10 protein-coding genes and 2 tRNA genes are annotated in these 12,178 nt (G+C 64.7%); 7 read left to right on the forward strand and 5 right to left on the reverse strand.

What is annotated here, in order from left to right; all coding sequences use genetic code 11:
* The first annotated feature begins 255 nt into the window (after window positions 1-255).
* The 5 genes from DUPY_RS02780 (at window position 256) to dbpA (ending at window position 5,309) form a co-directional block, all read left to right on the forward strand.
* The gene (locus DUPY_RS02780) at window positions 256-1,425 is read left to right on the forward strand and encodes a 50S ribosomal protein L11 methyltransferase (RefSeq protein ID WP_070246187.1); all 1,170 of its coding nucleotides are present in this window, start codon (window positions 256-258) and stop codon (window positions 1,423-1,425) included.
* A gap of 74 nt (window positions 1,426-1,499) precedes the next feature.
* Window positions 1,500-1,576, forward strand: a tRNA-Met gene (locus DUPY_RS02785).
* Between the two features lie 156 nt (window positions 1,577-1,732).
* Window positions 1,733-3,406 carry an acid phosphatase gene (locus tag DUPY_RS02790; protein ID WP_070246189.1) on the forward strand — a complete coding sequence of 558 codons (1,674 nt, stop codon included), beginning with the start codon at window positions 1,733-1,735 and terminating at the stop codon, window positions 3,404-3,406.
* A 132-nt stretch (window positions 3,407-3,538) separates the two neighbouring features.
* Window positions 3,539-3,763 (forward strand): hypothetical protein, encoded by a 225-nt coding sequence (locus DUPY_RS02795; RefSeq protein ID WP_070246190.1) that lies wholly within the window; start codon window positions 3,539-3,541, stop codon window positions 3,761-3,763.
* Window positions 3,764-3,863: 100 nt separating this feature from the next.
* Window positions 3,864-5,309 (forward strand): ATP-dependent RNA helicase DbpA, encoded by a 1,446-nt coding sequence (gene dbpA / locus DUPY_RS02800; RefSeq protein ID WP_070246191.1) that lies wholly within the window; start codon window positions 3,864-3,866, stop codon window positions 5,307-5,309.
* 144 nt (window positions 5,310-5,453) lie between these two features.
* Here the strand turns inward: dbpA and DUPY_RS02805 are convergent, their stop codons facing one another.
* Entirely contained in the window at window positions 5,454-6,608 is a 1,155-nt protein-coding gene (locus DUPY_RS02805) for an MFS transporter (RefSeq protein ID WP_275531532.1), read from the reverse strand.
* Between the two features lie 152 nt (window positions 6,609-6,760).
* Here DUPY_RS02805 and DUPY_RS02810 point away from each other — a divergent pair, with 152 nt between their 5' ends.
* Window positions 6,761-7,564, forward strand: coding sequence for an AraC family transcriptional regulator (locus DUPY_RS02810; protein ID WP_070246195.1), 804 nt, complete (start codon window positions 6,761-6,763; stop codon window positions 7,562-7,564).
* Window positions 7,565-7,579: 15 nt separating this feature from the next.
* A complete protein-coding gene (locus DUPY_RS02815) occupies window positions 7,580-8,314 on the forward strand; it encodes a hypothetical protein (RefSeq protein WP_070246197.1) in 735 nt (244 codons plus the stop codon).
* Between the two features lie 2 nt (window positions 8,315-8,316).
* On the opposite strand, the gene DUPY_RS02820 is transcribed toward DUPY_RS02815, so the two are convergent.
* From DUPY_RS02820 to DUPY_RS02835, 4 genes are all read right to left on the reverse strand, one after another.
* Entirely contained in the window at window positions 8,317-9,927 is a 1,611-nt protein-coding gene (locus DUPY_RS02820) for an amidase (RefSeq protein ID WP_070246199.1), read from the reverse strand.
* 116 nt (window positions 9,928-10,043) lie between these two features.
* Window positions 10,044-10,619, reverse strand: a complete 576-nt coding sequence (locus tag DUPY_RS02825) for an elongation factor P (protein WP_070246200.1) — start codon at window positions 10,617-10,619, stop codon at window positions 10,044-10,046.
* 132 nt (window positions 10,620-10,751) lie between these two features.
* The gene (gene earP, locus DUPY_RS02830) at window positions 10,752-11,891 is read right to left on the reverse strand and encodes an elongation factor P maturation arginine rhamnosyltransferase EarP (RefSeq protein ID WP_070246202.1); all 1,140 of its coding nucleotides are present in this window, start codon (window positions 11,889-11,891) and stop codon (window positions 10,752-10,754) included.
* Between the two features lie 63 nt (window positions 11,892-11,954).
* Window positions 11,955-12,030 (reverse strand) — tRNA-Glu (locus DUPY_RS02835).
* Between the last annotated feature and the right edge of the window lie 148 nt (window positions 12,031-12,178).

The following is a 12,178-nucleotide window of genomic DNA, read 5'->3' on the forward strand; positions in this document are numbered from 1 at the left end:
CACGCCCACGGCCCGCTACCCGCACCCTCGGAGGGGCCCGCCATCAGCCAACCGGCTGGCCGGAATCGGCCTCGATATCCCCACGCCTGCGGCCCGGTATAATACGCACCGTGTCACGCACCGTGTCACGCACCTGCATCACGCACCAGGTTCACGCACGATGCACGCCAACGCCGGATGAACGCAACGCGTCGCCGGCGTTTTTTGCGTGCCTTGCCTGGTTCATCCGCTTATTACTTTTACCGATCGCCCGCCATGTCCGCAAATACCTCTACCTCCCCAACGCCACAGCAGATCCACTGGGAGGAAAACGGCGTGCAGCACACCGCCCGCTGGCGCTCCGAGGCCGGCATGCCGCCACCGAAGCGCGTGGTCATCGCCGACGACCGCACCAATGCCGACGTGGCGTACCGCCTGGCATGCGAAGGCACGGCCCTGCTGTGGCGCGGCGACTTCCAGAACGCGCGCCAGCTGCTGCAAGCGCTGGCCCGCCGCGCCGACCATAAAAGCAAACCGGCCAAGAAAACCAAGCCGGCAAAAGCCCCGGCCACGCCGACCGAAGCCTTCCACCTGCACCGCCAGGCCCAATCACAGCGCGCCCGCACCCTGGCCATGCTGCTGCTGCCGTTCGAAGACGGCTACACGCTGCCGCTGCGCCGCGCGCCGGACGTGCAACTGGCGTGCAACGAAGCCTACGGCCGCTTCGAAGAACCGTTCGTCGCGTCGCTGCGTGAACTGCTGGGCGTCATCGGCGCCCACGAATGGCGCCGCACCGGCGTCGAGATACCGGCGCTGGGCGCGCGCATCCACCCGTACTACGGCGTGTTCTCGCCAGTGCGTGGCGAGTATGTGCAACTGGTGGCCGAGGCGCCGCTGCCCCAAGATACCTCGCTGGCGTTCGACATCGGCGTCGGCACCGGCGTGCTGTCGGCCGTGCTGGCGCAGCGCGGCATCAAGCGCGTGATCGGCACCGACCAGGACCCGCGCGCGCTAAGCTGCGCCCGCGAGAACATCACCCGACTTGAACTCGAACAGCGGATCGAGCTCAAGGTCGCCGACCTGTTCCCCGAAGGCCGCGCGCCGCTGATAGTCTGCAACCCGCCATGGGTGCCAGCCCGCCCCAGTTCGGCCATCGAACACGCGGTGTACGATCCCGAGAGCCGCATGCTGCGCGGCTTCCTCTCCGGCCTGACCGACCACCTGGCGCCGCGTGGCGAAGGCTGGCTGATCCTGTCCGACCTGGCCGAGCACCTGGGCCTGCGTCCGCGCGCCGAACTGCTGGCGTGGATAGAGACAGCCGGCCTGAAGGTGGTGGACCGCATCGACGTGCGCCCCACCCACCCGCGCGCCGCCGATGCCAGCGACCCGCTGCACAAGGCACGCGCCGCCGAGGTGACGTCACTGTGGCGCCTGGCGGCCGCCTGATCACTTGCCCAAGGGCAGCGTTAAAAGCGGTCCTTGCACAATTGGCTGAACCTGTATATAATTCATGCCTCAGACGCGGGGTGGAGCAGTCTGGCAGCTCGTCGGGCTCATAACCCGAAGGTCACAGGTTCAAATCCTGTCCCCGCAACCAGATACAGCAAACCGTTGATTTTCATCAGAAGATCAACGGTTTTTGCATTGGGCTCCCGCTTTCATCATTACGACCTTGCAAGATGAAACCCGGCACATATCCAAACTCATCCAGAACTGTCACAATCGCTGCTTTCAGTCATTCGAGGAGCAGACGGTGAACGATCAGGACAAGCAACCGGGACCCGCACAAACCGCAGCGCAGCAGGATGCCCCCGCCAGCCCTTCGCGCCGGCGCATTTTCCAGGCCGCTGCCGCCTCCGGCATCGCCACCACCCTGCCGATGATGGCCGAAGCGGCCAGCAAGCCGGCCGTCACCAGGGGCTCGCTCGACGCCAAACTGAAGGCCAACGTCAAGACCGTGGTCGTGATCTACCTGGAAAATCGCAGCTTCAACAACCTGTTTGCCAACTTCCCCGGCACCGCCGCGCCGCTGTCGGACGTGCCGGCCGCCGCCTATGTGCAGCGCGACCGCGATGGTTCGGTGCTGCCCGTGCTGCCGAAGGTATGGGGCGGCATGGTGCCCGAGCAGCAGAATATCGGCGGCACCGATTACCTGATCAAGGAAGACCAGATCAAGGACCTGCCCAACGCGCCCTTCAAATTGAGCGACACCGCAGGCAAGCCGCTGCCCGAGGCGATCATCACGCGTGACCTGGTGCATCGCTTCTATAACAACCAGATGCAGATCAACGGCGGCAAGAACGACGGCTTTGCCGCGTGGGCCGACAGCGGCGGCCTGGTGATGGGTCACTACGGCGAGACGTCGAAAAACCTCAACCTGTGGCAGATCGCGCGCCAGTACACGCTGTGCGACAACTTCTTCATGGCGGCCTTCGGCGGCTCGTACATGAACCACCAGTTCCTGGTCACCGGCCGCGCCAACGAATACTTCAACGCCGCCGACACCGCCGCCAGGAAGAAGATCGCGGTACTGGCGGACGGCCCGCAGGGCGTGCGCCTGGCCACCGCGCCCGACTCGCCCAAATCGGCACTGGACGGCAAACCGCATTTCGTCAACGACGGCGCCATCACGCCCGACGGCTACGTGGTCAACACCATGGCACCACCGTACCAGCCCAGCTATATTCGTCCCGCCTACGACGGCGACCCGCTGGCTGCCGATCCGGCCGACGCCAACACGCTGCCGCCGCAAACCTATGACACCATCGGCGACCTGCTCTCGCGCAAGGGCGTGAGCTGGGCGTGGTACGGCGGTGGCTGGCAGGCGGCGCTCGACAGCAAGGGCGGCGGCAGCAGGCCGAACTTCCAGTTCCACCACCAGCCGCTCAACTACTTCAAGCAGTTCGCGCCGGGCACCGCCGCGCGCGCCGAGCACCTGCGCGACGGCGGCCTCGGTGACAGCCCGATCTCGAACAAGTTCATCGCCGCAGCGGTGGCAGGCAAGCTGCCGGCCGTGACGTTCTACAAGCCGCAGGGCAACCTGAACCTGCACGCCGGTTACTCGGACATCGAGTCGGGCGACGCCCACATCGCCAACGTGATCGAGCACCTGAAAAAGTCACCGCAATGGAACAACATGGTGGTGGTGATCACGTTCGACGAAAACGGCGGCTGGTGGGACCACGTGGCGCCGCCCAAGGGCGACCGCTGGGGCCCGGGTTCGCGCATTCCGGCCATCGTCATCTCGCCATTTTCCAAGAAGGGCCAGGTCGATCACAGCTTCTACGACACCACGTCGATCCTGCGCTTCATCACGCGCCTGCACGGCCTGCCGCTGCTGCAGGGACTCAAAACGCGCAACGAGGCGTTCGCAGCCAACCACGCCACACCGCCGGGCGACCTGACCGGGGCATTGAGCTTCCGCTAAAGGTTTTTTGGCATGGCGCTTTGTGATACACTGCGCGCTTCACTGAGCCCGACTCTCGCAGCCGGGCTTTTGTTTTGAGCGACGCCTTTTGGGAAGCTTCGAAAAAGCGCGTCGTGGGCACGAGATTGCGCAATGAGAGATAAAAAAGACAACGCCACGTTCGACCTGCCCGGTTTCGGCCCGGCCGCGCCGCTCGAACCGGAAGCCAAGCGGCCACCGGCGCCGCGTGTTCGGCGACCTGGCGCCAAACAGGAACAGCTCGAACTGCTCGAGCCGACCGACAACTCGGGCCTGCCGGTCTGGGTGCGCGACGACAAGCTCGATCTCACCGGCCTGCCCGTTTGGGCGCCAGATTAAGCTTTACCAGTATCAATTTCAGCATTCCCTCACACAGCATCAGGGCCGGAACGGAGCCTGTTAGACTGTGCCAACGTCCTTTTTGAACAGGTCTGACACCATGACATCCACCGACACCTTCACGCCCGAACAGCAAGACGACGCCACTTCCTTCGCCAGCCTGGCGCTCACTCCCGCGCTGCTGGAAAACCTCGACACGCTCGGCTACAAGGAGATGACCACCATCCAGGCCCAGAGCCTGCCGTCGGTGCTCGCTGGCCGCGACCTGATCGCGCAAGCGAAGACCGGCAGCGGCAAGACCGCCGCCTTTGGCCTGGGCATCCTGAACAAGCTCAATCCGGCGTGGTTCGCGGTGCAGGCGCTGGTGCTGTGCCCTACCCGCGAGCTGGCTGACCAGGTGGCCAATGAGCTGCGCCGCCTGGCGCGCAGTACCGGCAACGTCAAGGTGCTGGTGCTCACCGGCGGCTCCCCGATGCGTCCGCAAATCGCGTCGCTCGAACACGGCGCCCACATCATCGTCGGCACGCCGGGCCGCGTGCGCGATCACCTGGGCCGCAGCACGCTCGACCTGTCCAAGGTCGAAACCCTGGTGCTCGATGAAGCGGACCGCATGACCGACATGGGCTTCTACGACGAAATCGCCGGCATCGTCAGCGCCTGCCCGAAGCGCCGCCAGACCTTGCTGTTCTCGGCCACCTACCCGGACGACATCCGCCGCGCCACCGATTCCTTCCTGGTCGATCCGGTCGAAGTGACGGTGCAGGCGCAGCACGACAACAGCCAGATCGAGCAGCTGTTCTTCGAGATCGGCTTCGACAACCGCAACCAGGCCGTGGCCACGCTGCTGGGCCACTACAAGCCGGTGTCGGCGATCGCCTTCTGCAACACCAAGGTGCAGTGCCGCGAATTGACCGAGCACCTGCGCGAGCAGGGCTTCACGGCCCTGGCGCTGTACGGCGAACTGGAACAGCGCGAGCGCGACGAGATCCTGGTGCTGTTCGCCAACCGCAGCTGCTCGGTGCTGGTGGCCACCGACGTCGCCGCGCGCGGCCTCGACATCCCGAACCTGGAAGCGGTGATCAACGTCGACGTCTCGAAAGACACCGAAGTGCACATCCACCGCGTGGGTCGTACCGGCCGAGGCGGTGAAAAAGGCCTGGCGCTTTCGCTATGCGCGCCGAACGAAAAGAAATGGGTGAAGCTGATCGAGGAATACCAGAGCGCGCCGGTGGAATGGTACGACCTGAAAAGCCTGGACGGCGGCGACTACGGCGTCGACCCGGCGCCGATGATGACGCTGGTGATCAGCGGCGGCAAGAAGGACAAGCTGCGCCCCGGCGACCTGCTGGGCGCCCTCACCGGCGAAGCTGGCCTGAGCAAGGAGCAGGTGGGCAAGATCAACGTGTTCGAGTTCCAGACCTACGTGGCGCTCGATCGCCGGGTGGCGTACGAGGCCTTTGACCGCCTGAGCAAGAACAACCCGCTGGGTGGCGACTTCGGCGCCATCAAGGGGCGCAACTTCAAGATGCGGTTTATCGAAGTCTAAACAATTGGATGCCCGCCTGCGCGGCGGTCCGCCGATGCGACATGACGACTTGACGGCCGACGCAATGAAATCCGTGGTCGCGGCTTAAGGCCCACGGCATTAATTCCGTCATTCCCGCGAAGGCGGGAATCTCATTTTTCCGCCTTACCGCTTCTGCCCTTCGACATGCGGCAGCAGCACCGTCAGGATACCTAGCAGCGGCAGGTACGAACACAGTTTATATACGTACGCGATCCCCGCCACGTCCGCCAGGTGACCCATGGCCGCCGCACCGATCCCGCTCACGCCAAACATCAGGCCGAAGAAGATCCCGGCCACCATGCCCACCTTGCCCGGCATGAGCTCCTGGGCAAACACCACGATGGCCGAGAACGCCGACGAGATCACGAAGCCGATCACCACCGTCAGCACGGCCGTCCAGAACAGATCGACGTATGGCAACGCCAGCGTGAACGGCGCCGCGCCCAGGATCGACATCCAGATCACGCGCTTGCGGCCGATGCGGTCGCCGATCGGGCCGCCCATGAAGGTGCCGGCCGCCACCGCCGCCAGGAACAGGAACAGATACATCTGCGCCGACGATACCGAGACGCCGAATTTATCGATCAGGTAGAACGTGTAGTAGCTGCTCAGGCTCGACATGTAGATGTACTTGGAGAAGACCAGCAGCGCCAGCACACCAAGCGCCGCATACACGCGCGCCTTCGGCAGCGGCGACTGCGCCACGACCGCCTTCTTGCGCGGCAGGCTGGCCAGGTGGGCGCTGTGCCAGCGGCTCACGTACACCAGCACCGCGAACGCCACGCCGACCAGCACCGCGACCCAGCCGATATTGCCCTGGCCACGGCCGATGATGATGGCGGCAGCCAGCACAGGTCCCAATGCGGAACCCACGTTGCCCCCGACCTGGAACAGCGACTGCGCAAAGCCGAAGCGTCCGCCCGACGCCGTGCGCGCTACGCGCGAGGCCTCCGGGTGGAACGTCGACGAACCGACGCCGATCAGCGCGGCCGATACCAGCAGCGCCGGGAAGCTGTGCGCCACCGCCATCATCAGCACGCCGATAAAGGTGGACACCATTCCGGCCGGCAGCAGGTACGGCATGGGGCGGCGGTCGGTGTAGAGTCCGATCCACGGCTGCAGCAGCGAAGCGGTGCACTGGAAGGTCAGCGTGATCAGGCCGACCTGGGTGAACGACAGGCCGAATTCGGCCTTGAGCATCGGGTAGATCGACGGCAGCATGGCCTGCACCAGGTCGTTGAGCAGGTGGGCAAAGGCGACCGCGCCGAGGATTTGCATCACGGTCTGGGACTGGGTAGCAGGCGCGCTTGCGGGCGGCGCCAAGGCTGTGGCAGCAGTGGAGTTCATGGGGAAAGCCTTTCTATCAAGAACTGGCAGTGTAATATGGTCGGGAATCCCGGATATTCCAATCTTCGTCGAGAAAGTGACAAATGACGCACCCCGAACGCAGCAGCGACCACCGCGACTACCAGCGCGTACCACGCGTGGTCACCGCCATGGCGCGCGACGAACGCCATGGCGTGACCGCCCGGCCGCACAGCCACGAGCGCGCGCAACTGCTGTACGCCACGTCAGGCCTGATGCGCGTGACGACCGACCTCGGGGTGTGGATCCTGCCGCCGCGCCGCGCGCTGTTCATCCCGCCCGGCGTGGTGCACTACTGGACCTCGATCGGTACCGTGACCATGCGCACCATCTACATCGAGGCCGACGCGGTGCGCCAGTACGGCGACGCCTGCCGCGTGATCGAAGTATCCGCCCTGCTGCGCCAGCTGATCCTGGCGCTGCTGGAAGAGCCGATCGAATACCCGATGCCCGGCCGCGGCGAACACCTGGCCATGCTGATCCTGTCCGAACTGGAGGCAGCGGAGACGGTGCCGATTGCCATCCCGTGGCCGCGCGACCGGCGCCTGGTGGCCGTGTGCGCAGCGATCGTGGCCGATCCGGGTAGCACCCGCACCATCGAGGACCATGCCGCCGACGTGGGCGCCAGCGCACGCACCCTGATCCGGCTGTTCCCGCAGGAGACCGGCCTGCATTACCGCCAGTGGGTGCAGCAGGTGCACCTGGCCGAGGCGTTCGGGCGGCTCGCGCAAGGCCACAGCGTGGGGGCGATTGCGGCGGCGCTGGGCTATGCCAGCCCCAGTGCGTTTACCGCCATGTTCCGCCGCATCCTGGGCAGGACGCCGCAGCATTATCTGACCGAGTGGCGCACCCCGGTCCAAGCCGAATAGCACTACAATGCAGCGATGGAAAAACTCATCGCCGAGCTCAGAAGGCTCTACCTCCCCGACAGCCAGCACCCGGCCACCGCCGCGCTGGAAGACCACCTGCGCGCCAACACCACGCTGGCCATCGACCTGGCCACCAACACCAGCATGGCGCGCGCACTGGTGCTCGATTTTCCGCGTTTGCCGGACGAGCAGCACTGGCTGCTGCTGTGCGAGGTGGCCAACGCGCTGCAGCAGGATCTGAAATTGCCGGCGCCGGCCGTCAGCGTCAACGGCGCCGACAAGTACAACCTGTGGCTGTCGTTTGCGCAGCCGGTGCCGTTGGCGCGACTGCGCCGCTTGCACGCCTTGCTGCACCAGGCCTACTTTGCCGACCTGGATGCTGCGCCCGGCGCCACCGTGGTGGAACTGCCGCCCTGCCTGCACCAGGGCAGCGGCTTGTGGGCGGCCTTCATCAATCCCGCCATGGGCGCGTCGCTGGCCGGGGACCTGGGCCTGGAGATGCCGCCGCCGATCAGCGCCCAAGCGGCGTTCCTGCATGGCCTCGACAGCATCACCGCCGAGCAGTTCGAGCATGCCTTGCAGGTGCTCGATGCCGAGGCGCCGGCAGCAGCGCCGGCACCGCAAGCAGCAGCAACGCGCCAGGCGTCGCCATCAGGCCTGCTGCTGCAGCACGCCACGCTGGAAGACATCGTCGCCGAACTTCACCGCCGCAACATCGAACCGACGCTGCGCCACGTGCTCGGTAAATAGAATCAGCGCACCGCCAGCGACACGCTGGCCTTGAACTGCGGCGCGCGCCGGTGCAGCGTGGCCTGTTCGTACGAATACGCCATGCGGATCAGCGCCGCCTCGCTGTAGGCCGCACCCACGAACGACAGCCCCACCGGCAAGCCGTGCACCTGCCCTGCCGGCACGGTAATGTGCGGGTAGCCGGCTACCGCCGCCGGTGACGAGAAGCTGCCGCCGTAATGGTCGCCGTTGATGAAGTCAGTCAGCCAGGCCACGCCGCCGGTGGGCGCCACCAGCGCGTCGAGCCGATGCTCTTGCATCACCTGGTCGATGCCTTCGGCGCGCGCATAGCGGTCGTTGTTGGCCAGCGCCGCACGGTAGGCCGGCGCGTCGAGACCGTCCTTGGCCTGGGCCCGTTCCAGGTATTCCTGGCCGAAGTACGGCATCTCTTCTTTCGCGTGCTCGCGGTTGAAGGCGATCACGTCGGCCATGGTGGCCACCTTCGCATGCGGCGCATATTCCTTCAGGTACGCCGCCAGGTCGGTCTTGAATTCGACCAGCAGCACCTCGGTCTCGGAGTCGCCATACTTGTCGGTGTTGGGCACTTCCACATCCACCAGCACCGCGCCCTGTGCGCTCAAGACATCGAGCGCCTTGGTGATGACGGCATCGACCTCCACGCTGTGGCCGAAGAAATTGCGCGCCACGCCCAGGCGCTTGCCCTGCAAGCCGCCCTGCTCGAGCGCGGCCAGGTAGTTGACCGGTTTCGCATCACGGGTGGCCGCATCGCGCGGATCGACACCGGCCAGCGCGGTCAACAGCGCCGCCGCATCGGCCACGGTGCGCGCCATCGGTCCGGCAGTGTCCTGTGAATGGGCGATCGGGATGATGCCGCTGCGGCTCACCAGTCCCAGCGTGGGCTTGATGCCCACCACGCCGCAGATCGACGCCGGCGAGACGATCGAGCCGTCGGTCTCGGTGCCCACGGCCAGCGTGGCCAGGCCAGCGGCGATCGCCGCGCCGGAGCCGGAACTCGAGCCGCTGCAATTGCGGTCGAGCGCATACGGGTTGCGCGTGAGGCCGCCCCGCGCGCTCCAGCCGCTCACCGACTGGGTGGAGCGCATATTGGCCCACTCGCTCAGGTTGGTCTTGCCAATGATGATGGCGCCGGCGGCGCGCAGCTGCGCAGCCACGTGGGCGTCGCGTTTGGCCCGCACGCCGGCCAGCGCCAGCGAACCGGCGGTCGTGCTCATGCGGTCGCCGGTGGCGATATTGTCTTTCAGCAGGACGGGGATGCCGTGCAGCGGACCGCGCACGCGCCCGGCGGTACGCTCGCGGTCCATCTCCAGCGCCAGCTTGAGCGCTTCGGGATTGACCTCGATAACGGCGTTGATGCGCGGGCCGGCCTTGTCGATGTGGCGGATCCGCGCCAGGTACTGCGAGGTCAGTGCATGCGATGTCAGCTTGCCGGCTTCCATCTGCTGCTGCTGCTCGCGCACGCCAGCTTCGAGAATGCTGGCGCTGGCCGGCCTGGCTGCCGCCAAGGCGTTGCCGCTGCCCGCTACCGCTCCCGCAGCAGCACTCACAGTAGAACCCAATACCGCGCCCATCCGAACGAACTGCCTGCGATCCATGCCCACCCCTGTCAATTAAATTTGCTGCGCTGCATTAATATAGCAAAGCATTAACTGCATGGGCGAAAAAAAACGCCCCGGAGGGCGTTTTTGTGATCGTCGCTCGACAGGGTCGATCAGTTGCGGACGATTTTCTTGTATTCGTTGGTGCGGGTGTCGATTTCGATGACGTCGTCCTGGCTCACGAACAGCGGCACTTGAACCGTGTGCTGCTTCGATTCGATGGCGTTTTCGATGCGCGCTTCTTTCAGTACGTTACCCGAGGTATTGCCCTTGACTGCAGGCTCCGAGTACACGATCTGACGCTGGATGGTGGTTGGCAGTTCGACCGAGATGGCTTTGCCATCGTAGAACACCGCTTCGCATTCCATACCGTCTTTCAGGTAGTTCAGTGCGTCGCCCAGGTTCTCTTCTTCGATTTCGTACTGTTCGTAGTCAGCGTCCATGAAGACGTACAGCGGGTCGGCGAAGTACGAGTAGGTCACTGGCTTTTTGTCCAGAACCACGACGTCGAACTTGTCGTCGCCGCGGAACACGTTTTCCAGCGGGCTGTTGGTCAGAAGATTTTTCATCTTCCACTTGTAGGTGAAGCCGGTGCGGCTCGAACCGTTGACGTCCGAGCGCAGCACGATGAATGGCTTGGCATCGACCATGATGATGTTGCCGACACGAATTTCTTTTGCTGGTTTCATAGTAGTTACTTAAAAATTTAAGTTGCGTAAAAATCATCTGCGCCGGGCGCGGGGCCATCAGCTCACGATTGATCAGGGTAAAAAATGTTCTAGAGATTAACCCGGCATTATACCCGGCTTTTCTGGCTGAGCCTATCTTAGCGACTGCGCGAAAGCCACCAGGTTGCCGGTCAAGTCGCCGTACGCGGTCACCTCCCGCTCCCATGCGACTGCCCGCGCGGCGATCTGCGGCGCCTCGGCGCGCAGGCCACGCCACAAGGCAGGCCAGTCGGCGTCAAGGTGTACGCCATTCCACGCCAGCGTAAAAGCGCTGATGGCATCGAGTCCCACGGCGTAACGCTGCAAGAAGGCGCGCAGTTTCTTGTGGTGCAAATTGTCGTCCTGCGGGTAGATATGCCACACGAACGGCTTGCCCGCCCACTGCGCGCGCACCCAGGAATCCTCGCCGCGCACCAGGTTGACATCGCACGCCCACAGCAGCTTGTCGTAGTCCGGCTGCTGCACGAACGGCAGCACGCGCACGGTCAGGTGTCCCCGCGTGGCCACCGCCCCGGCAACCGCATCGCCACCAAGGAAGCCTTGCACCGCCTGGGTCGCCACGCCCTCGGGCACGAAACAGGTAATCGCTTCAGCGCCACCCTGCCACGCCTCGAACAGCGGCGCCACCGGTGCAAACGGATAGCAAAACACCGACACGCGCGTGGCCGCCAATTCGGCCGGGCTGGCGCCGAGCGACTGCAAAAAATCGCTGGCGAGCGCGGGATCGGCCAGGAAGGCGCGGCGCTCGTCGAACAGCGCCGCCTCGCGCAGCAGGCCGCCGGTTTTGTCCGTAAAGCCAGGGAAGAAAAAGTGCTTGGTCAGCGGCAGTTGCGGATGCGGCGACGTCAGGCGGTGGCAGCCTTCCACCCACTCTTCCGCCGTCAAACCTTCGAAGTTGAACCACACCGGGCGCGGCGTGCATTGCGCCATCGCGGCCACGTAGTGCGGCGGCAGATCGACGGCAAAAAATTCGATGACGATATCGGCCACAGCCTCCGGCGTGTACATGCCATCCTGGTCGCGCCAGTGGCGCACGGCCACGCCCTGCACTACCTGGTTTTCGGCGCTGGTATCGACGTCGGGACACAGGCGCTGGAAACTGGCCAGGTCGTCCACCCACAGCCGCACGGCGATGCCATGCTCGGCGTGCAACTGGCGCGCCAGGCGCCAGCAGATGCCGATGTCGCCATAGTTGTCGATAACGCGGCAAAACAGGTCGAGGCGCATGGTCATGGTGGAGAAGTTAAAGGCGAAATGGAAAAAAGCCGCACGAGGCGGCTTTTTCTTCTTGCTGTCTGGCGTCCCCAGGGGGATTCGAACCCCCGTACTCACCGTGAAAGGGTGATGTCCTAGGCCTCTAGACGATGGGGACAATGGTTAGTCCGACAAACCTACTGCTACGGTTTTTCGAACTATCCGGAAATCTGTCCGTACTGGCCAATTACATACTACTACTTGGAAATATCTGGCGTCCCCAGGGGGATTCGAACCCCCGTACTCACCGTGAAAGGGTGATGTCC

The sequence above is a fragment of the Duganella phyllosphaerae genome, assembly GCF_001758785.1.
In the GTDB taxonomy this organism is placed as follows: domain Bacteria; phylum Pseudomonadota; class Gammaproteobacteria; order Burkholderiales; family Burkholderiaceae_D; genus Rugamonas; species Rugamonas phyllosphaerae.